A 20,574-nucleotide genomic window follows, 5' to 3' on the forward strand; every position below is an offset into this window, starting at 1 on the left:
GGTGAACATGTCCCATCACCCCAAACTCGTACTTTGAGGATTCGGGCGGAGGAATGGCGTGACCGTGGAACACCCATATCTCACCTAAGGAGGTGCCCCTAGGCCCCCTGCCCTCACACGAATCTCCTACCACGCTCACTATACCACCGTCATGATTTCCAACTGTGAGGATGATCCTTGGAAAGGCAGCAGAGATTTTCTCGAGGAACTTCCTCACCCTGAATCCAGAAGAGAGGCCGATAGAGTGCTTCAAATCTCCAGCTATGACCAGACCATCAGCTGGTCCTAGGGAGAGGAGCCTCCTAGCTAGGTGCCCGGTTCTATCAGGTATGTAGATCCCCTCCTTGGTGAGCTCCAGTTCGAATCCTAAATGGAGATCGGCTATGAGGATCCACCTTTTCCCATCAACCTTTATCTCTAGGGCCGGGCTTCCCCATATGGGTTCCATCGTGGAGGGGTGTAATGAGGGACTTAAAAGGTATGGGATAATGAGCCAGCTACCGTGGGGCAGCGCGCTCAAGGCGCTCAAATCTGCCTTGAAGGGCGGGGTCGAGAAGCACATCTTCAAGCCCAGTGGCAGGTACGTGTACGTGGTCAAGGGACCAACAGGTCCTCACTTGGTTATGGGAGATCTGGCATGCTCCTGTTTGGACTACTATCTGAACGTCGTAATCAGGGGTAAGAGGAAACTGTGCTATCACATAGCTGCAGCCATCATATCGGAGGAAGAGGGAACTTTCATGGTTATAGAGCACAGAGATCCGGAATTCATTGGGATAATTAAGGGAGTGATCTCCTCTGAGGGTCTGGGTTCAGACCCGTAATCGTTGAAAGGCGAAGCCTTTTTATCTCTCAATTGTTCCTTTTGACGTAAGTGGTGGTGATGGAGGTCGAGGAGGAACTCGATAGGGAACTACTTTCAACATACCACAGAAGGATCCTAAAGGAGATCGTGGCTAAGAAGATAGCTGGAGACATCCTTTTCAGCCAAAACATAGGACTGGCCATGAGGAAATGGAGGGAGTATTTCGGCATTAAGCAAAGCGAGTTGGCTAGGCTATTAGGGGTATCCGCGTCCGTAGTTTCGGACTACGAGTCGAGCAGGAGGAAGAGTCCGGGATCCCTCGTCCTTAGAAGGTTCATAATGACTCTCCTCGATGAGGATGAGAAGAAGGGAGGGGCCGTAATCAGAACTCTAGTTAGAACGACCGGGATGATCCCGCTCCTCTCGAGCGTCATAGACATGAGCGAGTTCACACTTCCGATAGAGTTGGAGAAGTTCTTGGAGGTCATAGAAGGTAGGATAGTTGTGGAGGCTCCGCAGCCCACCTACATCCACGGATATACGGTTATAGACAGCATAAAAGCCATACTCAGCCTGAGCGGATCCGACTTCATGAGACTCTTCGGCACCTCCACTGAGAGGGCCCTCATCTTCACCAAGGTATCGGCTGGCAGGAGCCCGATGGTGGCCCTCAAGGTCATAGACATAAGGCCCAGTCTGGTGGTCCTTCACGGACCCCCGCCTGATAACGTTGATAAGCTTGGAATGAAGCTAGCCTCCACCATGAGAGTACCCTTGGCTGTTTCCATGATAGAAGACGTATATGAGCTTGTGGAGAGGCTCAGGGAGTTAACTGGCTGATCATCCTGCCAGGATCGCGCCCGCTATTACCAAAGCTGACCCCACCAGTCCTTCTACACCCAGATTCTCGCCCGTCAGCAGACCTAGGGCCACTGCAGATGCCGGTTCCACGTTTGACACTATACCAGCGGTTCCGGCTTCCACCTCGCCCACCCCCTTGGCGTGCAGGTAGTAGGCTAAGAAGGATGTAAAGATCCCCAAGTAGATTACGGACGCCAAGAACTGTGGGTTAAGTTCGTACCTATCTATGAAGAGGAACGGGGCCAGCTCAAGCGCCGACCAAGGTTGAGGTCCTAACCCAACTTCCAAGGCGGAATATCCGTGGGTCATCAGTTTTCTCGCCATCAATATTATCCCTGAGTAGGCTAGGCTGCTCCCCAGCCCAAAGAGGATGCCGCCAAAGTTTAGATCGCCTATATCTGGGAGCTGGGTCAAGAAGGCGCCCACGCCAGCTAGGAACAGAGCAACAACCTTCCTCCCAGTCACCCTCTCACCTAAGAACACGGAAGCGAGTAAGACGACAAGCGCCGGGGCAGTGTACAGTAGAACAGCCGCGATCCCCATACCAGAGAGCATGACGCTGAACATATAGGTGAGGAAAAGAGGTCCCGTGAACAGCAGGCCTAGGAGGATTAAATTACTATCGAAGACCTTTCTCCGAAGAACCGCTAGGGCGAGAATAGCGCTGACAGCCGCCCTGAAAGCGCTTATAGAGGCTGGACCCGCTCCGGCTGATAAGGCTATTTTCGTAGCAATCCCAATTGTCCCCCATAGGAAAGCTGCTGCCGCGACGTAGACCCTACCGTCGGTCAATGGCGGACACCTTCATAGCTTCTAGATCACATCATGGAGGCTGGGCTTTTTGAGACTACTGTCGTATGGTGTTTATTACGCTTTCCCCCTATCTCGAGATCGATGAGGATAGAAGCCGTGCCCGCATCCCTGATCATGTTGCTCGCCATATCTTTAGCGCCGATGGAAGCTGCCCCAATCAAGGCGAGGGTACCGATCTACGTTCCAGCGAACCTGCCGGTCACTGGGACCGTATGCCTGCCTTCGGCGCTGGCCGCTGGCCTGAAGGCCAAGCTCTACGTCGACAACGCCTTCGTCGAAGAGGGATCGGCTGATGAGGTGGGATGTTACAAGGTCACCATAGGACCACTCACCCTAGGCAGGCACGAACTCTACGCCGAGATCTACAAAGGAAGCATAAAGGTCGCGGAGATATCAGCTGAGGTCATAGCCATCGAGGGAATGATAACGGTCAGGCCCGATCCCTTGGCCACCTTGAAGAGGGGAGAGACCAAGGAGGTCTCCCTCTTCATAGAGAACAGGTCCCCCGTCAACATGAGCAATGTGAGGATTGAGATGGAAGCCCCCTTCCCCATTTACGCCGAGCACATGACTAGGGTGAGGAACTTCGTGGTCAGGGGATCCATCGGAGATCTGAGAGTTAATGAGACGAAGGAGATAAGGATGGAACTTGCTATCCCTTCGAACTTCAGGCTAGGCACCCACACCCTAAGGATAAACATGACTTACGTTGTTGGCGAATCCACCTATTCAGCACCGCTCGAAGTGTCCGTAGTAATAGCCCGAGAGGGGACAGAGATCCCGCAAGCCCAGCAAACCACATCCCAAACCATCTCTGCTGCACCCACGGTCACCCAAGTTAAGAGCACCACTTCACCGGAATCTAGGGTTCAGGAGCCGACACCGGCTTGGCTCTTCCTCCTAATCGCCTTCGTCGGCGCACTGGTGGTCGGTCTGGTACTCTGGATGGTGACCAGACCGCGCTGAACCGATAAAAGTTAAAACCCTGAATTCCCCCCTCCCTCTGGGGGAGAATATGGTCGAGATAGAGGAGATAGGCGGAGAGCTGAGGATGGAGAGGATAGGGGCGCATAGCCACATAAAGGGCCTCGGGTTAGACGAAAACGGTAGGGCGAAACAGGTGGCGGACGGGCTGGTCGGCCAGACTAGGGCTAGGGAGGCTGCTGGCTTGGTCGTGATGATGGCAAAGGAGGGGAAGCTGAGTGGGAAAGCAGTGCTGCTTGCGGGTCCTCCTGGTACCGGGAAGACCGCCATAGCCGTGGCCATGGCTAGGGAGCTGGGGGAGGACGTTCCTTTCATCCAGCTGAGCGGATCAGAGATATACAGTACTGAGAGGAAGAAGACCGAGGTCCTGATGGAGGCGATGAGGAAGGCCATAGGTGTCAAGGTCAGGGAACTGAGGAAGGTCTACGAGGGAGAGGTCAAGGAGCTGGACATTAAGATGGGATCCAGTCCCTACAATCCCTTCGTGAAGGTCCCCCAAGAGGCCGTGATAACCCTGAAGACCACGGAGGAGGAGAAGAAGATAAGGGTCGGACCGAACGTGGCTAGGCAGCTCGTGGAATTCGGGATCACAGAGGGAGATGTGATAATGATAGACGCCAAGGACGGTAGGGTATCCAAGGTGGGCAGATCCACTGAATCATTCTCATACGATCTGGAGGCGGAACAGCTCGTGCCTAGGCCAGATGGACCAGTCCTCAAGGAGAAGGAGTTCGTGTACGTACTCACACTGGACGATCTAGACAGAATGGTGGCTAGGAGGAGGAGCGGTGGTGGTCTATTCTCCCTACTCTTCGGAGTTGAGGAGAAGGAGTTAGATCCCGAGGTGAGGGCCGCCGTAGATCAGCAGGTGAAGGAATGGGTTGAGATGGGCAGAGCGGAGATAGTGCCGGGAGTGATGTTCATAGACGACGCTCACTTGATGGACATAGAGGCACTTAGCTTCATTTCTAGGGCCATGGAGAGTGAGCTCGTACCCATCATAGTGATGGCCACCAATAGGGGAATCACTAAGATCAGGGGGACGGAGATAGAGGCTCCTTTCGGCATGCCCCTCGATCTGCTGGACAGGCTCGTGATAATAACAACTGACAAGTACAGCAAAGAGGAAGTAGGTCACATACTCCGAATAAGAGCTAAGGAGGAGGGAGTCAAGCTGAGTGACGACGCCCTCGAACTTCTAATGGATCTGGGAGCAGAGAAATCCCTCAGATACGCCGTTCAAATACTCGGAATAGCGGGTGTGAGGATTAGGGCCAGAGGAAAGGAGGAGATAGGCAGAGAAGATGTGAAAGAGGTGGCTAAGAGATTCAGCGATGTGAGGGAAGCAGTGGATCACCTGAGAAGGTACGAGGAGGAGCTGCTCAAGTAACCCTCATCTCCCTCTCATTTTGAAGAGAGTACATCTCTCCCCCTGAAACACGGGTTGGGCTCTCAACCTCCTCACGAGAGCTTCAGCCTTTGACGGGAGCGCTGAGCCCTTCGCCGGGGATCCCGGATGAGAGGGTTGGCATATCAGCATGTAGCTGGCCCCTTCAGGCGTGGATGTCACATCAAAACTGAGGGTCTCCGCCCAGTACCTGATCTTCACATCGGGGACGAAGATCGGAGAGCGATACCTATCTAAGACGTACTTCATCTCATTGAATGTAGCCATGTCCACGGTGGGCCTCACCATGGAAGCTAAGGTGAATCCCGAGGAGGCCACGAGCACCAGCGCTAGAACGGCGAGTATCCTCCCTCTCCCTACCTCAGCCTTCCCTCTAGAGAGTACGGCAGATAGAGGTATCCCCCCCAAATTGCGAAACCTCATTACCCAACCTCTTCCGTAGAAAGGGAGGCTGAACAGTAGCGAGACCAAACCTAGGGAGCCGTGCATCGGTTCCTTGCTCTTGTACCATGACCAGAGGAGGAGAAGGGGGGACACTAAGGGCACCAAATCTAGAAGACCCGAAGGTCCCACCTCTCCCTCAGCCACCTGTTCAACGAGGGCCACCCCCTTGGATACATCACCCCCAACTATCCAGGGCTGGAGAAAGGCTAAGGCGAGGAAGGCCGAACTAATTGAGGCCAAGGTCATTGCCCTCCTGTCCCTCCTAAGTAAAGCGTAGAGGATGGAGAGGCCTACCGTGAACCCGAAATCCAAGATGTGGGTGAGCATGACCAAGAGAACCGAGATCGTCGCGCCCACCAGGTTCCTCAACCCACCCTCTCTCCCGTACTTTAATGAGAAGAATAGCCAAGAGAACACCCATATCAGGCCAAAAGCATTCTTCACGAAGTCAGTGACCAATCTAACAGTGTAGTAGGAGGTGGTCAGTGCTAAAGCCCCTAGGATGGCTGCCTCATCATCTCCATCGACTTCCCTGAAGTACATGAAGGCCGGAACGAACATGAGCGAGGATATCATTGGGACCCCCGCCTTCACTGCCAAGATATTGTCTCCAGTAGCGAAGTAGAAGGGAAGCAGCAGGTAGAAGGTTAGTGGAGGATCTGGATGTCTGAGGGTCCAGTAGCGGGCTATCCAACTCACTTGGGCGGAGTAGTAGGGCCCATCTATTAAGGGAAGTAAGGGGGTCCTGAAATAGGCGTACAGGTAGAGGGCTAGCGGGATAATCAGGAATAGGAGCCACCTCATCCCCTTAACCATTCTTCCACCTCCTTTCTCAGGAAATCAGGGAGCTCGTCGAATGGGATGACTGTGGTTCTCGCCCTAAGATACGGTAGATCCCTGTCTTCAAAATTGCTGACAGCCAACACTCCTCCCTCGAACAGGTAGTACGATACCTCTCCAATTACCTTGAGCGGAATGGCCTTCTCAAGGGTCACGCCCCTTAACCTCTCCTTGACCTCCTTCAGACTCAAAGCCACCCCTCGCCAAATTAGCCTGCAGCATGAAAGTACTTCGCTTCCCTCTATATCAAACTTTTTCATGCTGGTGCCTGCCTGAACTTGGGTGATAGCACGAAAGCTAGCTGGAAGCTACTAGCTATTGTAATCACATTTTCAGTGTTGCTCATCCCCCTGCCCCACCTGAGCGCTCAAGGTACCTTGACATGGTACGATCCATTGGAGGAGCCGCAACTACCTCAGCTGGATGTGAAGGCCATGCACATATCTTGGAACGGTAACATCACACTTGCCTTCTATTTCTACGGAACTCCCTCAGCGGAGAACTTCACCGTGATAGGCAATGTGTATCTGGACAGGCTCGTGGAGGGTGAGGGCGTACCCGAGGGTGACGTCAAGGGAGCGGACTACAGGCTGGTGTTCTTCGTGAACCCCAACCAGACGGACTGCTCGGTTCAGAGGTTCAACTCACTTAAGAATGGATGGGACAGACTTGCGGCCGCCTGCTGGGTGAGGATGGAGGAGGAGAGGGTGATACTCACCACCCCCAATGTGACGGCGGCCTTTCCTAAGGGAGAATTCGGTGTCAAGGCGTACATGTGGATGGTTGAGAGGGACGACTTCGACTGGGTGACTTACAAGTTGAAGAAGGAGGGAGCGGAGAAAATAGACGGGAAACTGGGGGACTACGGTGCCCCTACAATACTTGATCCCGTTGGGGATGCCGACAGGATAGCCGATTACAAGGAGTTGTACGTTAAGGATGACTTCTACAGGATTTACTTCGCGATAGTACCTGTGGATAGGCTAGGCTGCAATTTGAGAGGTTACGGGGCGAGGCTAGAGAGGTTCTTCAACATATACGTGGACGCTGACCTTAACAGGAGCAACGGACATGAGCTTTGGGAGGGCTACCTTTACAGGTGCAATTTGACGGGCAGGACGTGGGAGAGGCTCCCTACCAAAGCCATATACGTGTCAAATCCTGCCCTTAGGAGGAAGGGCGTGATGGTAGGTGATGTGTTCGAGTCCTACGTGTACTTGGGTCCTGTGAGAAAGCAGATAGTCAATCACGGCAAGCAATTCGGCCTAAGGGCCAGCGTGGTGACTAGGCTTATGGACGCGATCCCAGATGGTGGGTGGCTCATCTACCGCAAGGATCACCTCTCCCCAAGCTCCTTCGAGGTGACCGGTCCTGATGTGGACATTAGAATGAGTAAGGACCTATCAGACAGGTTTAAGGCCTTTGGAAAAGCGTCGGGGCTCTACAGGATAACATTGGGAGGCCCAGCGGTCAATCCATCCTACGGCGAGCCGGTAAAATTCATTAAAGGGGAGAACGGCCTCTTCTATGGAGTTGAAGTCAGCAACACGACCTACTGGGCGTCCTACGGACGCAGAGACTTCGCGGTAGTCGGAATCCACGAGGCTGGAGAGGGGATTTACATCACCGCAGCGGGAGTGACTAGGTTCGGGACCAGAGCCGCCCTGATGTGGCTCAGCGAGAACATGCCCCTATTGAAAGAGGGTATATATGTTCTAAGCTGGATAGACGATGGAGACGGCAAGGTGGAGATAAGCGAGATAGGGGTGGTGGCAGTTGAAGGATCCTAGGCTCGTACCTGTCGAGATAGCTGTGATGCTCCTCCAAGAGGTCCCTCAGAAGCTGCTCCGCGGAGTGGATCTGAAGCAGATAAGGGCTGAAGCCCAGACCATAGTCTACAGCTTCATGTCACTGGAGGATCTGGCCGAGCAGGGAATGCTGGACGGGTTGGTTGCTAAGGGAAGGGAGCTGGCCTCGGTTTGGAAGGAGCTGAGGGAAAGGGCTAGGTCCCCATCTGACGCCCTGAACGCGGCCAAGGTGAGGTTCGCGGCGATAACCCTAGAGGGTCTCCCTAACCGAGTAGGCAGGGAGCAGAGGCTGTACAGCGGGATCGATTCTTTCTGGGGAACAGTGATCTCAGTCAAGTCGTTCGATGGGCTTAGGGCGACGGTGGTGGATGCTGGCGAGAGGTTCGATGTAGTCACCAATCTTCAGGTAAAAGAGGAGGAGACGATGGCCTTTGCCATACTACCCCCAAAGAGATTCGACTCTCATGTTTCGGAGGGTATGTTCATTGAAGCGGAGGGAGAAGGCAAGAGCGGCCAACCGGCCGTTCCAACTGAAAGGGGTAAAGGGGCCATAGAGGCCATTCTAAGGGAGGAAGCCGCTAGGCTGAGGATAAAGATCTAGGTCTAATCTCCTCCACCTTCCTCTTTCAGTTCATGCACCAGTTCCCTCCAAAATAGATATTCCTGACGTGCTCGAGGCAGCTCAGACTTTGCTCTGGTTCTTAGATAGTAATCCCACTTCTCCGCATATCTTAACAGGAAATCATCTTGATACCATTTCCCCAAGAAGTACAGGAGTCTTATATGAAGCCGATGGTAGCTTTCATCTGCTCTTCCATGCTTGATAGAGTAGAGGGACCACTGACCATCGTCGTAATCAGGGAGCATCCCTCTCAGGGTCTCGAGCCCCTCTCTTATCAGCCTTTTACTTGTCTCATCCCCGATCAGGGAATCGTAAAGCGTCAATCCCTTTATTGAGAGCATGAAGCCATTCAACACCAAATCATCTGGTGAGTTAGAATACTCTAGGTAGAACTTACCGTATGAAGTATTCAGGACGAAACCACCCTCCTTCTGATCCACCAGAAAACTGTTCACTAGACCTCTAGCGGCTTGTAGGAAGACAGGATCACCGAATTTCTTATAGGCTATTGCATAATAACCGGCCGCTATACCTTGGGAGAGGGATGAGTTCCACGGAATATCGGCCCCTTCCCATCGAAAGTAGAAGTTGAAGAAGGATGCGTTCCCCCTGATCTCCATATAGCGGAGCATCCACTTCATTATAGTGTAGAACTCGGTCCAATTCCCTCTATAGGATAGGGCCTCGGTAGCTAAATTCATGGCATTAATGGCGTGCACATTGAAGCCCTGTCCCTCTATATAAACGAGGGGAACTTCAACCCCGCGCGGTTTGTACCTCTCGAAGAGCTTGGGCCTCCTGCAGATCTTGGAATACTCAATATCTGCATTCAGGTCGTCTATGAGTTGCACTAACGCTGCCCTGCTCAATCCCACGGACTCGAATCTCCTCAAGGTATCGACGATATCCGGATACAGGTAATCACAATTCCCCGGGACGTATGATCTCTCTCGTAGCCCGAGGCCAGTTAGTAGGAGGGCCACCAAGCCGATCAAGTAGGAGATAAGCAGCTTTCTACCCATATTTTATCTCCCCCCTCCAATCTCGTATCTCTACTATCTTCCTCAAGTAGAGGGTGAGGGGACATACTTCATTGCAAATCCCGCAGCTCGTGCATCTCCCCGGGTCTATGGTTGCTCTCCCCCCTACGATCTGTATTGCATCCACAATGCAGTACTCCTCGCAGAGACCGCATCCAGCGCACTTAGAGGCCCTTATACCAACCTTCAGCACAGCCATCGGATCTCCCCTGAAGAAGACTCGATCCCGTTCCGCGGTGATGGAATAATCCATTGCCTCAATGGAGCTTCCTTCCAATTCTCCAATCGAGGGAGCCAAGCTGAGGAACCTGCTCTCATCGTAAGGGGACATTGTAATGATATCTCTTCCAATTCTGGCCGTCATTATAGGTCTTCTTAAACTACTACAGAGTCTCCTAATTTTATCAGGCGGATCCACCCATCTCCATGCTCCATATCTTATCCAACATTCGTCTAATCCATTATCGGATGCGTATCTAGATAGGAAAGCCCGCCACCGTTCCCACAACTCCGGATATCGCTCTTCTATCTTAGTGAACTCTGAGAGTCTGGATGCCGGACACAGGTAACATCCAAGCCTCTCAAATCCCATCTCGTACAGGGGATTAACATGTACGGATCTCAGCCTGAGATAAAGCCAGGTCCTGAGAGCACTCCATTCATTAATAGGCGCGCCGGTCAGGAATCCGGGGAGCCATCTATTTCTCCAGATGGACTGGCTCCTCATCCTAGCTAGGGATTCGAATCTCCTCTGACCAACTAGGGTCACACCCGGGGCTAGCGATCTCAACGTCCTGTAAGTGGGTAGGAGCTTTATTACCTTACAACACCATCTGTAATCCCTTGCAGGAGGACCAAACTTCCCCACATAGCTCCAGAAAGAGTCCTTGGCCTCTCCCAGCAGGTCATAACCTATCTCGCTGACAAAGCTCAGAGTCTCGGGGAGTTCTAGGCCTGTGTCGTTGAAGTAGGTCAGGTAATCTATCCCGCTCCTCCTTACCACTTCAAGCAGGGCCGAGCTGTCCTTCCCTCCTGAAAATGAAACTATCACTCTACCCCTTCTCGAGATTCTCCAAATGAACCTGATGGCCCTCGATTCACCAGCCAGTATGCAGGGTTCGTTTATCCTCAAGACATCTCTCCAACCACTTTTTTCCTCTAAAAGACTTTCTCTAGGCTTAAAAATTCTTGAAACAACATATCTATCACCTACTCTCTCAGCTAGACCGTCCCCCATTAGTTTAAATTTTGGACCATCATCAGCATAACCAACGACGTCTCCCCGCCTCTCAATCTTTCCTCTAAGGAACTCCATCCTGTGACCTATCCTGTCAATGGACTGCTCGAGCGGTTTGAAGTACCATCTCATCTCATACAAGTCGAAGAAGAGGTGCCCAAGTACTCCTCCATCAGATATGACCTCATAAGCGGTGTCCAGATAGGGGACCCGGCCGAAGAGGACGACTTCACTCCTTATGAGCTCGTTATAGGTCCCCGAACCGAACTGCTCATTTACAACTCTCCTGAGCAGCTCAAGATCCGCGCTCGTCGCGGGTCTGGGATCGCTGGTCTTGGACGTCGGGACTACCCTGATCTCCCGCTCGGCGCATCTCCTAGAGACAACGGGCACATTCTCCTGAACGCTCCAGTACAACCTCATTTCCGCTCAACTTTTTATTAGATCTAGTTGTGATGGTTAGATGCCACTTAAAGAGCTCAACGTCAATATGCCTTATATAATTCGCGTCGGGAGGGGATCCATCTCTGAAGCTCCATCCCTAATTTCGGAAGTGCTGGGCGAGCGAGAGAAGGTACTCATCTTGGGTAGTAGGAGCATATGGTCAGAAGTGGAGTGGCTCTCGTCCGAGTTACAGGCGAAAGGATTAGATACCAAGGTGGCTAAGGTGGGAGCAGCATCCCCCGAGGAGGTCTCCAAGCTCATAGGTGAAGGAAGAGGATCTTCTCTCATAATAGGCATAGGTGGTGGAAGGAACATAGATGTTGCCAAGGCTGTGGCCCACGATCTTGGGGCCAAGCTAGTTTCCATACCGACCACTACATCCACTGACGCTATGGCAACCCCCTTCGCCATTCTGTGGGAAGGAGGTAGATCCAAGGCGGTCGAAGGTGCAACACCCTTGCTCCTCATAGCCGACCTAGATCTAATATGGAGGGCTCCCGAGAGGCTCCAGTTCTCGGGATTCGGCGACTACATTGCCAAAGTAACCGCTCTCCCCGACTTGGAACTTGCCTACATGCTGGGCAGGGAGGAGAACTTCAGTCCTGTGGCCATATCAATGGCTTATCGGTTCACGGAGATGCTCATAGAGGTGGCCGATGGAATACCCGTGAGGGACGAGGAGGTGTGGAAGCTCTACGTCCTCTTCTTGGCCTTGGATGGCATGCTTATGAGCATGTGCAACACCACTAGGATAGCCGCTGGTAGCGAACACCTCTTCGCCTACGCCTTAGAGGAGGTAACTGGGAAGGAACTCCTACATGGGGAGACTGTTGGCCTTGGTGCCGCCCTGCTGGCTCCCCTCCACGGGATAGACAGGGAGTACGTGCTCGATGCTTTGGACAGGGCGTCCCTACCCACGAGCTTCTCCGACCTAGGAGTGTCCGAGGAAGAGGTGGTTACAGCGCTCACTATCGCTCATAAGATGAGGAACTGGTACACAGTGCTGGGGGAGGGAATGAGCCGGGAAGCCGCTGAGAGACTGGCTGAGGGCCTCGTCTAATCTCCCTCGTTGAGTTTCTTGGCTATCTCCTTAGCTCTCTTTGTGGCAGCCTCAACGGCCTTCATCACGGCGGTCCTTATACCGCTCTCCTCCAAGTAGAATATGCCCTCTATAGTAGTCCCAGCCGGTGTGAGGACCATCTCCTTGATTTCCGCGGGATGCCTTCCTGACTGGAGGTAGAGCTTCGCCGTCCCGAACACCGTGTAGGCTGAGCTCAGGTAGGCGAAGTCCCTCGGCAGACCCACCTTCAAACCAGCGTAGGCCATGGCCTCAATCAAGGTCGCTATGTAGGCTGGTCCGCTCCCGCTCAACGCAGTTACGGCATCCATCAGCTCCTCATCCACTTCGTGGGCTTCTCCCATCTCTTTAAGGAGCTGCACGACTACAGCTTCATCCTTAGAGTCTAGATCAGGTCCCTTCGAGTAGGCGGTGAAGGAGGCCTTTACCATCACAGCTATGTTCGGCATAGCTCTGACTATCTTGGCTCCGGGTGCGGCGACCTTGAGCTTCTTTATCGGAACAGCTGCAGCCACAGATATTACGATCTTTCCCTCTACTAAGTCCGAGATCTCCTTAAGCACATCGACCGCCTTGTAGGGTTTGACGGCTATTATCACTATATCGGAGTTGGCAGCGACCTCCCTGTTGTCGCTCGTCACCCTGATACCCAGCCCCCTCAACTCCTCCAGCTCGTGCACCTTCCTCCTGGAAGCTATCACGGACCATCTGCCACTCTCGGCCAGCACCTTGGCCATAGCGGAACCGATCTGACCTGCCCCTATTATACCGACATTCCTCATATTCGCCAACCCTCATTCGATTCCTTAAAAATTGAGTGTGGAATGGGGCTCGAGCCCCTCACAGCGCGAGGGAGTAGAGGCCTTCCTCAGATCTCTTTACTATCCCCTTCCTTGCGAGAGACCTCATCTTGGCTGCTACCTTCTGTGTGGAGAAGCCAGCCTCTTTCGCTATCTCACCGCACTTGGCGGGCTTTCCTATCCTCTCCAAGGCCTTCAATATCTTCTTAGCATCCTCGTCCACGTCAAGTGCCTCTATCTTGCTCTTCTCTGTCTTCTTGGCCTTTGCCTTCCTACTAGAGGTTTTCTTCGTGCTCTTAGACTTGCTACCCCTCTTCTTACAGGGCATTAGATCACCTTTCGCTTGGATCCATGAGCAAAATTAATACTTTACTTTCGAAATCACCGATTAAGGCAAGAGAATCCACGAGGAGGTCATAATTCTTTATCATTAAGATCTTTAACTCGCATGATGAGACGGCTTCCTTGCCTATTTACGTCGAACGTTGAATTACATCTATTAAATATGATATAGCTGCAAATGGTGGTGGGGCTATGATCAAGGTGATCGATTGGAACAATTTCCCCGATGTCCCTGAGGGTTTCTCCAAGTTGGACCTTGCTGAGGTCAAGAGAGTATATGATTACGAGCTCCCTCCCCTCGTCGTGTACGTCGGAGTCGCCGAAGACAGTGAAGGCCGTGTAATCCCCGTTGTAGCTGTGGTAGAGGAAGGTATAGAGATAGCCAAGCTCTATATCCTCGAGAAAGGCGAGGAGAGCGCAGAGAGGGAGCTTATAGCCTCTCTCGTGTGAGGAACCTTTTTCTTTTTATAAACCCCCTCTCGTGGGGTGGTCCTGTTGATCCGTCGGATTGCTGTTTTAGGAGCCGGTACGATGGGGCATGGTATCGCGCAGGTAGCTGCTATGGCTGGATATGAAGTGGTAATGAGAGACATAAAGGAGGAATTCGTTCAGAGCGGGCTTAACAGGATAAGGGCCAGCTTGGAAAAGTTCGTTAAAAAGGGCAAGATTTCGGAGGAAGAAGTGAACGAGGTGCTATCGAGAATAAGGACGACTCTTGATTTAGAAGAGGCCGTCAGAGATGCAGACTTCGTTATAGAGGCCATTCCAGAGGTTTTCGACATAAAGGCCGATACGTTCAGGACGGTTGATAGGGTAGCGCCTAGCCATGCCGTAATAGCCACGAACACGAGCAGTCTCCCCATAACCGAGCTGGCGTCAGTCACCTCTCGGCCTGATAAGTTCGTTGGAATGCACTTCTTCAATCCTCCCCAGCTGATGAAGCTCGTAGAAGTGGTCAGGGGAGCGAAGACCTCCGATGAGACGATCAACATCACGGTCGATTTGGCGAAATCCATGGGTAAGGTGCCCGTAGTCGTGGCCAAGGACGTCCCGGGCTTCATCGTGAACAGGGTGCTGGTGAGGTGGCTTAACGAGGCCTGCCTGATCATGGAGAGGGAAGGAGTGGATAAGCTCCTCATAGATGCGGCGCTCAAGGGCAAAGCCGGTCTCCCGATGGGTGCCTTCGAGCTGTCCGATTTCATCGGTCTTGACGTGATGAGGGACATAATCGACGCGATGGTCCAGAGAGGCTTCATCCTCACCCCGTGCAAGAGCTGGAAGGAGCTCCCCGAGGGTGGAAAGCTGGGCAGGAAGAGCGGCCAGGGCTTCTACGACTGGTCCTCAGGGAGACCCAACATACCCGCCGACCCCGATGCGCCCTTCGATCCAGTAGAGATCCTAAGCATGGCCATAAACGAGGCAGCGTGGCTGGTCAGGAGCGGAGTAGCCTCAGCAGAGGATGTCGATAAGGCTGTCGTACTGGGACTCAACTTTCCGAAGGGGCCCCTCAAGATGGCTGATGAGATGGGATTGGATAGAGTAAAGGCGGTGATAGAGGCTAAGAAGAAAAGGTACGGCCTCCCGGAGTACGAGGTGGATCCCCTAATCACCGAGAAGGTGGGCAGGGGAGAGCTGGGGGTGAAGTCCGGCAGAGGTTTCTTCGATTACGGACTCAAGGAGAAGGAGTTTGGACCGGTCCTGTATCGGGAAACCCCACCGATAGCTTGGATCATCATTAACAGGCCGGATAAGCTCAATGCGATTAACCTGGATGTCGTGAAGGGAATAATGTCGGCGCTCGACGAAGCTGAGAGCGAGGCCATCAGGGTGGTGGTGATCACCGGTGAGGGAAGGGCATTCAGTGCGGGAGCCGATGTGACCATGTTCAAAGAGCTAAAACCCATTGAAGCCTTTGAACTCTCAAAGAGACTTAATGAGGCCTTTAGAAGGATAAGAGAGTTCCGAAAACCTGTCATCGCCATGGTGAACGGTTTCGCATTGGGTGGGGGCTTGGAACTGGCGATGGCCTGCGATCTGAGGGTAGCAAGCGACAGGGCGCAGTTCGGACAACCCGAGATAACTTTGGGGATAATAACCGGGGCGGGTGGATCCTACAGGCTCCCTGAACTTGTAGGGAAAGCCAAAGCCAAGGAGCTTTTGTTTACGGGGGATCTCATAGGCGCTGACGAGGCCCTCAGGATAGGGCTGGTGAATAGAGTTGCCCCTCACGATAAACTGGAGGAGGAAACTAGGTCACTGGCTATGAAGGTAGCTGAGAGACCAGCGAAGGCCCTAGAGATATACAAGGCTCTCCTGAATGGCACCAAGTTGGATGCGGAGACCTTGGCTTTCGGGCTGGTATTCGGGACTGAGGACTCTAAGGAGGGAATAAACGCCTTCTTAGATAAGAGGAAGCCCGAGTTCAAGGGTAGATGATCTCCCATTCCTCATTTTCTTTTCTTTTTTGGGAAAAAGTAGGGGATCAGACCTGAACTATGTATATGTCCTTGCAAGCCTTCACAGCATCGTAGGGTATTGTCCTCCGCTCGCCCCTCCTTCCCGTGGAGACCACTAGGGCGGCCAACCTTCCCTCCACATCGTCGAAAACGAAATCCTCCGTTATCCCAAGATACTGACCATCGCTTGTATATACCTGCATCTCATAGAGTTCCGAAATCTTCCTAGCCATGGGATCACCTCAGAATGATCCTAGCGTCAACGACCTTTATCCCCTTCGGATATGCAATGACCGGATTTAAATCCATCTCAGCTATCTCCTCAATGTCAAGTCCCATCTGACCCACCTTTATGAGAGCATCCTTGAGGGCCTCCAGATCAACCGGTTCCATTCCCCTGAACCCGATAAGCAGCTTGTAGGCCTTGATCTCTTTAATCATGGAGTCCGCGTCGTATTCTGAGAGAGGAGCTACCCTGAAGGAGACATCCCTGTACACCTCGACGAATATACCGCCCAGTCCGAACATGACCGTGGGCCCGAACTGGGGATCCCTGATCAGACCTATTATCAACTCTAGGCCTTGGGGAGCGAACTCCTGAACGAGTATGCCAGTTATCCTCGCGTTAGGTACGTTGGCCTTCACGCTCTCCAGAATACCCCTGTAAGCATTTCTAACTTCTTCCTCAGTTTTCAGGTTAACCTTAACCCCTCCGATGTCACTCTTGTGGATGACATCTGGAGACACTATCTTCAAAACGACGGGAAATCCTATCTCTCTAGCGGCCTCGATAGCCTCATCCTCACTTCTAGCTAGGCGTATCTTGGTTACAGGTATTCCGTAACTAGCTATGAGCTCCTTGGCTTCATGCTCCAAGAGAACCTTCCTTCCCTCCTCCTTGGCCTTAGCAACGATCTCCCGGGGCTCCAATGAGATCACCGGTAGATCTGGCGGGCATAGTAAATAAAGTTGTCACGCTTGAGGGCCCCAAAATGGGAGAGGTCAGGGCCACCAGAGGCCCTTCTTCAACCTCTTCAGCTTGATAATGCTTCTAGTGACCCTTTTTGTGGGTCTATCCCTCTTAGCCCTCTTGACCTTCTCGGGTTTCTCCTCTTCCTTCTCTTCATCCTTCGGTCTCGCTCTCAAGGCCTCCTTTGGCACGTAGTACCTTCCAGCCCTGTCCTTCTCGAGCAGTCCGGTGACTACGAGGGCCTCGAGTCTGGAGTAGGCGAGCGATATGGGGACCTCGGCCTCTATCGCCACCTTCTCCAAACCGACGGGTCCACCATTGAAGTTCCTCAGTATGAGGTCTAACTCCCTTCTCATCTTCGGTGGAGCCTTCTTCACATACTCTAAGATCTCCTTCTCGGCATCCAGCACCTTATCGAACACGTACATGTCCACCCGACTCCTGCCGAGTATGACGGCCACATCGAGGCTTTTGGAGAGTAGCTCGAGTAGCCTCGCAGGATTGCCCTCAGCGATCCGATTGGCTGCAAGCACCACATCCTCCGTCAACGGATCGAGAGGGGACTCCGGTTCTCTGGCCCTGAACTTGCTCAACCTCTTGGAGACCAAGCTGATGGCCTCATCATCGGTTAGGGGAGGTAAGGCTATTCTCTCGTGTACCCTCGACGTCAGAGCTGGGAACCTCTTATCCAGCTCCTCATAGGCCTCATCGCTCATGGCCATGACCACCAATATGCCCTCGGGCATAACGGAAACTATCTCCCTTATCATCTCGAAGAAGAAGAAGGACCACCTCTCGTCGGCGTACATCATGTTGTGCACATCGTCAAGTAGCAGCGCTGAGGGAGCTATTGAGTCTAAGGCCTTCACTATCATTCTCCCCGCCTCAGCAGGGGAAGTCTTCAGCTGATCGAGTTCCTCATCGGTTAGACTCTCTGGCATTCCCAAGAGGACCTTCTTCAGGGCCTTCGTTATACTCCTAGAGAGTTCGTAGGAGGTTATAAGGAGATTATCTATTATGTCGGGTCCCTCTACGACCGATATTTCTTGATAGATGGAATCTAACTCAGCATTTGTGTAGGAGAACTTGAGGAGGTGGAGTCTCAAGCTTCTACCGGATCCGGGAGGTCCCGTCAGGGCGACAAATGCGGAGGCCACCCCGGACATGGCCTCCGCCGCCAGTGAGTCTAGAATATCGTCCACCCACTGCTTGCTGAATATGGAACTCGGATCCTCCAACTCGATGATCGACGATCTCAGGAAGGGATTCCTGTACAGCCCTAGAAGCTGATGGTAATGGCTCGGACTGGCGGACAACTTTTATCATCTCCCAGCTTGGAGCACTCATCTCCCTTAAAAAAGGCTCGGAGCCATAGGGAAAATCAGCCTAATGTCGCAAAGGTGCTCGATCTAAGGTCGACTTGAAGATCCTGCTCTATCTTTGGAGTTCTCTAGCTAGGAAATCAGGGACCTGATCCCCTCCTCTGGTGGCTTTCCTCGGATCTTGGGGAACATGAACAGGTAGCAACCTTTCTCCGTTCAGATCTCAATGAAAGGGACTTTCTCAGTAAGAAGGAAACTCCCTTCCCTTCTCCTCCTGCCGTATGCTTAGTGGGATACAAGATAGAACCGTACCCTCTCAGCGACCTCGCCGATACCTACGCACCCATTCACTGCCGGTTGGGCGACTCGCATCCAATCCTCAACCTTTTTAACTCCGATTGTGAGGGACCCATGACGGTAGGTGATATGATTTGCAGAAGTATAAGAGGGTTATAGAGCACCTACAGGGCCTTATGAAGGATCCCAAGAACATAAAGAACATAGGCATTATCGCGCACGTCGATCACGGCAAGACCACGCTCTCTGATAACTTGCTCTCGGCCGCTGGAATGATCAGTGACAAGATGGCAGGTGAGATGCGAGCGCTAGACTATCACGAGATAGAGCAAGCTAGGGGTATAACTATAAAGGCAGCTAACATCTCTCTCTACTATCAGAAGGACGGCAGGGAGTACGCGATAAACTTGGTGGATACACCGGGCCATATAGACTTCACCGGTCATGTGACACGGTCCCTTAGGGTCATAGACGGCGCTATAGTCGTGGTAGATGCAGTGGAGGAGGTCATGGTCCAGACCGAGACCGTGACGAGACAGGCGCTGGAGGAGAGGGTGAGGCCACTTCTCTTCATAAACAAAGTGGACAGGCTCATAAAGGAGCTCAAGCTGACCCCTCAGGAGGTCCAGCAGAAGATTCTCAGGATAATTAGGGAGTTTAATAATCTGATTGAGGCATACGCCGAGCCCGAGTTCAGGGAAAAGTGGAAGGTAAGGTGGGACAACGACAGCGTGGCCTTCGGTTCCGCCCTTCATGGCTGGGGTCTCACAAACTCTATAGCCGCCAAGAAGGGGGTCAAGTTCTCCGATATAATAGACTCTTACGCTGAGGATCCGGATGGGGTCATCCTGAGAAAGGAACTGCCGGTCCACGAGGCTCTCCTAGACATGGTAACCCTACACGTTCCGAGTCCCACTGAGGCCCAGCCCTACAGGATAGACAGGCTGTGGAAGGATCAGCATGACGAGGAGATAGTCAGTGCCCTGAAGTCGTGTGACCCCAACGGTCCCCTCATCGTTGGAGTCAATGCCGTCAGGGTGGATCCCCATGCAGGTGTGGTCGTTACTGGAAGAGTCTTCAGCGGTACTCTCAGAGAAGGAGAGGAGGTTTACCTGCTCAACGCGAAGAAGAAACAGAAAATCCAGCAGACAAGCATCTACATGGGCCCATACAGGCTCAGAATGGAGGAGATTCCAGCTGGTAACATAGCGGCTGTCCTAGGACTCACCTCGGCTAGCTCGGGAGAGACCGTGATATCTCCTGAGATAAAGGAGAGGGTACAGCAGGGGTTCGAGGCCATAAGGTACGTGACCGAGCCCGTGGTTACCGTGGCAGTTGAGGCCAAGAACCCGCAGGACCTCCCCAAGCTCATAGACACCCTGAGAAAGCTCACACTCCAAGATCCTAACTTGGTGATGATTCACAATCAGGAGACGGGAGAGATCCTCCTAAAAGGAACCGGAGAGCTTCACCTCGAGATATCCCTTTACGAGGTTAAGAAAGCCGGGCTGGAATTCGAGGTCAGCGAACCCACCGTGGTCTACAGGGAGAGCGTCAAGGGACAGAGTGATGTCGTGCTGGCCAAGTCTCCCAACAAGCTGAACAGGCTCTGGGTCACCGCTTCACCCCTCGACGAGAAGGTAGTTAACCTCATCCGCGAGAGGAAGGTCAACGAGAGAATGGACAGCAGGAGCGTGGCCAAGATACTCAGGGAAGAGGGAGGAATGGAAACTGACGATGCTAGGAATATCTGGAAGATAGACGAGGAGAACTACAACCTCTTCATAAACAGGACAGTAGGGGTGCAGAGGCTGGACGAGGTCAGGGAGATCTTAAAGCAGGGCTTCATGTGGGTCATGAGAGAGGGGCCTCTAGCTGGAGAGCCCGTGATGGGCGTGGCCATAAGGCTGGTCAACGCCATGATACACGAAGACCCAGCCCACAGGGGTCCGGCACAGCTCACCCCTGCCATAAGGAGGGCCATATTCGGTGCCATGCTGAGC

Annotated in this window: 21 protein-coding genes; 10 read left to right on the forward strand and 11 right to left on the reverse strand. The window is 52.9% G+C overall.

Annotation, left to right across the window (positions count from 1 at the left end):
• Positions 1–448 (reverse strand): metallophosphoesterase (locus QI197_05660; GenBank protein ID MDK2372847.1); only part of this gene is annotated, 448 nt, incomplete at its 3' end.
• A 40-nt stretch (positions 449–488) separates the two neighbouring features.
• Between QI197_05660 and QI197_05665 the strand changes: the two genes are divergently transcribed.
• Positions 489–824, forward strand: coding sequence for a hypothetical protein (locus QI197_05665; GenBank protein ID MDK2372848.1), 336 nt, complete (start codon positions 489–491; stop codon positions 822–824).
• Positions 825–883: 59 nt separating this feature from the next.
• A complete protein-coding gene (locus QI197_05670; protein MDK2372849.1) occupies positions 884–1,645 on the forward strand; it encodes a helix-turn-helix domain-containing protein in 762 nt (253 codons plus the stop codon).
• Here the strand turns inward: QI197_05670 and QI197_05675 are convergent, their stop codons facing one another.
• On the reverse strand, positions 1,646–2,458 hold the full coding sequence (locus QI197_05675; protein ID MDK2372850.1) for an EamA family transporter: 813 nt from the start codon (positions 2,456–2,458) through the stop codon (positions 1,646–1,648).
• 102 nt (positions 2,459–2,560) lie between these two features.
• On the opposite strand from QI197_05675, the gene QI197_05680 reads away from it, so the two are divergent.
• Together QI197_05680 and QI197_05685 are read left to right on the forward strand one after the other, a co-directional pair.
• A complete protein-coding gene (locus tag QI197_05680; protein ID MDK2372851.1) occupies positions 2,561–3,445 on the forward strand; it encodes a hypothetical protein in 885 nt (294 codons plus the stop codon).
• Positions 3,446–3,494: 49 nt separating this feature from the next.
• Entirely contained in the window at positions 3,495–4,853 is a 1,359-nt protein-coding gene (locus tag QI197_05685) for a RuvB-like domain-containing protein (GenBank protein MDK2372852.1), read from the forward strand.
• Positions 4,854–4,856: 3 nt separating this feature from the next.
• On the opposite strand, the gene QI197_05690 is transcribed toward QI197_05685, so the two are convergent.
• Together QI197_05690 and QI197_05695 are read right to left on the reverse strand one after the other, a co-directional pair.
• Positions 4,857–6,131 (reverse strand): glycosyltransferase family 39 protein, encoded by a 1,275-nt coding sequence (locus QI197_05690; GenBank protein MDK2372853.1) that lies wholly within the window; start codon positions 6,129–6,131, stop codon positions 4,857–4,859.
• The gene (locus QI197_05695) at positions 6,116–6,346 is read right to left on the reverse strand and encodes a hypothetical protein (GenBank protein ID MDK2372854.1); all 231 of its coding nucleotides are present in this window, start codon (positions 6,344–6,346) and stop codon (positions 6,116–6,118) included. Before QI197_05695 ends, QI197_05690 begins: the two co-directional genes overlap by 16 nt.
• A gap of 87 nt (positions 6,347–6,433) precedes the next feature.
• Between QI197_05695 and QI197_05700 the strand changes: the two genes are divergently transcribed.
• Positions 6,434–7,945, forward strand: a complete 1,512-nt coding sequence (locus tag QI197_05700; protein ID MDK2372855.1) for a hypothetical protein — start codon at positions 6,434–6,436, stop codon at positions 7,943–7,945.
• Positions 7,932–8,564, forward strand: a complete 633-nt coding sequence (locus tag QI197_05705) for a hypothetical protein (protein MDK2372856.1) — start codon at positions 7,932–7,934, stop codon at positions 8,562–8,564. The genes QI197_05700 and QI197_05705 overlap by 14 nt, the downstream gene beginning before the upstream one ends.
• 2 nt (positions 8,565–8,566) lie before the next feature.
• On the opposite strand, the gene QI197_05710 is transcribed toward QI197_05705, so the two are convergent.
• Complete coding sequence (locus QI197_05710; GenBank protein MDK2372857.1) at positions 8,567–9,607, reverse strand: D-glucuronyl C5-epimerase family protein; 1,041 nt, start codon at positions 9,605–9,607, stop codon at positions 8,567–8,569.
• On the reverse strand, positions 9,600–11,285 hold the full coding sequence (locus tag QI197_05715; protein MDK2372858.1) for a phosphoadenosine phosphosulfate reductase family protein: 1,686 nt from the start codon (positions 11,283–11,285) through the stop codon (positions 9,600–9,602). The genes QI197_05710 and QI197_05715 overlap by 8 nt, the downstream gene beginning before the upstream one ends.
• Before the next feature lie 40 nt (positions 11,286–11,325).
• Here QI197_05715 and QI197_05720 point away from each other — a divergent pair, with 40 nt between their 5' ends.
• Positions 11,326–12,366, forward strand: a complete 1,041-nt coding sequence (locus QI197_05720) for an iron-containing alcohol dehydrogenase (GenBank protein ID MDK2372859.1) — start codon at positions 11,326–11,328, stop codon at positions 12,364–12,366.
• Here the strand turns inward: QI197_05720 and proC are convergent.
• Both proC and QI197_05730 read right to left on the reverse strand, forming a co-directional pair.
• Positions 12,363–13,166, reverse strand: coding sequence for a pyrroline-5-carboxylate reductase (gene proC, locus QI197_05725; GenBank protein ID MDK2372860.1), 804 nt, complete (start codon positions 13,164–13,166; stop codon positions 12,363–12,365). The genes QI197_05720 and proC overlap by 4 nt on opposite strands.
• A 58-nt stretch (positions 13,167–13,224) precedes the next feature.
• Entirely contained in the window at positions 13,225–13,512 is a 288-nt protein-coding gene (locus QI197_05730) for a hypothetical protein (protein ID MDK2372861.1), read from the reverse strand.
• Between the two features lie 206 nt (positions 13,513–13,718).
• Here QI197_05730 and QI197_05735 point away from each other — a divergent pair, with 206 nt between their 5' ends.
• Both QI197_05735 and QI197_05740 read left to right on the forward strand, forming a co-directional pair.
• Positions 13,719–13,976: a hypothetical protein gene (locus QI197_05735; protein MDK2372862.1), complete on the forward strand. Its 258-nt coding sequence runs from the start codon at positions 13,719–13,721 to the stop codon at positions 13,974–13,976.
• 36 nt (positions 13,977–14,012) lie between these two features.
• The gene (locus tag QI197_05740) at positions 14,013–15,962 is read left to right on the forward strand and encodes a 3-hydroxyacyl-CoA dehydrogenase NAD-binding domain-containing protein (protein MDK2372863.1); all 1,950 of its coding nucleotides are present in this window, start codon (positions 14,013–14,015) and stop codon (positions 15,960–15,962) included.
• 46 nt (positions 15,963–16,008) lie between these two features.
• Here QI197_05740 and QI197_05745 read toward each other — a convergent pair whose 3' ends face one another.
• From QI197_05745 to QI197_05755, 3 genes are all read right to left on the reverse strand, one after another.
• A complete protein-coding gene (locus QI197_05745; GenBank protein MDK2372864.1) occupies positions 16,009–16,215 on the reverse strand; it encodes a PRC-barrel domain-containing protein in 207 nt (68 codons plus the stop codon).
• A 4-nt stretch (positions 16,216–16,219) separates the two neighbouring features.
• Entirely contained in the window at positions 16,220–16,921 is a 702-nt protein-coding gene (locus tag QI197_05750) for an acetate--CoA ligase family protein (protein MDK2372865.1), read from the reverse strand.
• 63 nt (positions 16,922–16,984) lie between these two features.
• Positions 16,985–18,268 (reverse strand): hypothetical protein, encoded by a 1,284-nt coding sequence (locus QI197_05755; protein ID MDK2372866.1) that lies wholly within the window; start codon positions 18,266–18,268, stop codon positions 16,985–16,987.
• Between the two features lie 437 nt (positions 18,269–18,705).
• Between QI197_05755 and QI197_05760 the strand changes: the two genes are divergently transcribed.
• On the forward strand, positions 18,706–20,574 hold a 1,869-nt coding region (locus QI197_05760; GenBank protein MDK2372867.1), incomplete at its 3' end, for an elongation factor EF-2.

The organism is Thermoproteota archaeon (assembly GCA_030130125.1).
Classification (GTDB): domain Archaea; phylum Korarchaeota; class Korarchaeia; order Korarchaeales; family Korarchaeaceae; genus Korarchaeum.

What these genes read in the sequence shown, in the direction of transcription:
- QI197_05680 (MDK2372851.1), top strand. Translation starts at nt 2,561, where the DNA reads ATGAGGATAGAAGCCGTGCCCGCATCCCTGATCATGTTGCTCGCCATA.
- proC (MDK2372860.1), bottom strand. Translation starts at nt 13,166, where the DNA reads ATGAGGAATGTCGGTATAATAGGGGCAGGTCAGATCGGTTCCGCTATG.
- QI197_05735 (MDK2372862.1), top strand. Translation starts at nt 13,719, where the DNA reads ATGATCAAGGTGATCGATTGGAACAATTTCCCCGATGTCCCTGAGGGT.
- QI197_05715 (MDK2372858.1), bottom strand. Translation starts at nt 11,285, where the DNA reads ATGAGGTTGTACTGGAGCGTTCAGGAGAATGTGCCCGTTGTCTCTAGG.
- QI197_05730 (MDK2372861.1), bottom strand. Translation starts at nt 13,512, where the DNA reads ATGCCCTGTAAGAAGAGGGGTAGCAAGTCTAAGAGCACGAAGAAAACC.
- QI197_05720 (MDK2372859.1), top strand. Translation starts at nt 11,326, where the DNA reads ATGCCACTTAAAGAGCTCAACGTCAATATGCCTTATATAATTCGCGTC.
- QI197_05665 (MDK2372848.1), top strand. Translation starts at nt 489, where the DNA reads ATGAGCCAGCTACCGTGGGGCAGCGCGCTCAAGGCGCTCAAATCTGCC.
- QI197_05745 (MDK2372864.1), bottom strand. Translation starts at nt 16,215, where the DNA reads ATGGCTAGGAAGATTTCGGAACTCTATGAGATGCAGGTATATACAAGC.
- QI197_05710 (MDK2372857.1), bottom strand. Translation starts at nt 9,607, where the DNA reads ATGGGTAGAAAGCTGCTTATCTCCTACTTGATCGGCTTGGTGGCCCTC.
- QI197_05690 (MDK2372853.1), bottom strand. Translation starts at nt 6,131, where the DNA reads ATGGTTAAGGGGATGAGGTGGCTCCTATTCCTGATTATCCCGCTAGCC.
- QI197_05685 (MDK2372852.1), top strand. Translation starts at nt 3,495, where the DNA reads ATGGTCGAGATAGAGGAGATAGGCGGAGAGCTGAGGATGGAGAGGATA.
- QI197_05670 (MDK2372849.1), top strand. Translation starts at nt 884, where the DNA reads ATGGAGGTCGAGGAGGAACTCGATAGGGAACTACTTTCAACATACCAC.